Origin of the sequence: Rhizobium sp. CSW-27, assembly GCF_018760785.1 — a bacterium.
In the GTDB taxonomy this organism is placed as follows: Bacteria; Pseudomonadota; Alphaproteobacteria; order Rhizobiales; family Rhizobiaceae; genus Neorhizobium.
The window spans coordinates 1-263 of sequence record NZ_JAHHZO010000090.1 but is presented as its reverse complement, the minus strand read 5'-3'; the positions used below and the strand labels follow the sequence as shown (position 1 = coordinate 263).

At 64.3% G+C, this 263-nt stretch carries 1 pseudogene; it reads right to left on the bottom strand.

Features of this window, described 5'->3' with window-relative positions:
* Positions 1–263: pseudogene (locus KLP42_RS26745) on the bottom strand (hypothetical protein); the annotation flags it as partial.

Below are 263 nucleotides of genomic sequence, written 5' to 3'. Positions count from 1 at the left end.
AGGGCAATTCGGCATCCCGCTTTGCCGCCCAGGCCATCAGCTCGGCATCCGTTTCGCGATTGCCACTCGCCTGAATGGTCGTGCGCGCATCGATGCTCATGCCGCCGGCCGATCGCATGTGCGAAATATCCGGCATGCGCGGCATCGAGGGGACGCGCGGCACGATCTTTCCATTCTGGTCCGGCACGAACAGTTCCGGCCGGTTTTCCCCGACGATGTAGGGTTGCCCTTTCAGGACAGGCCCGCCGGTTGCGCGGAACAGG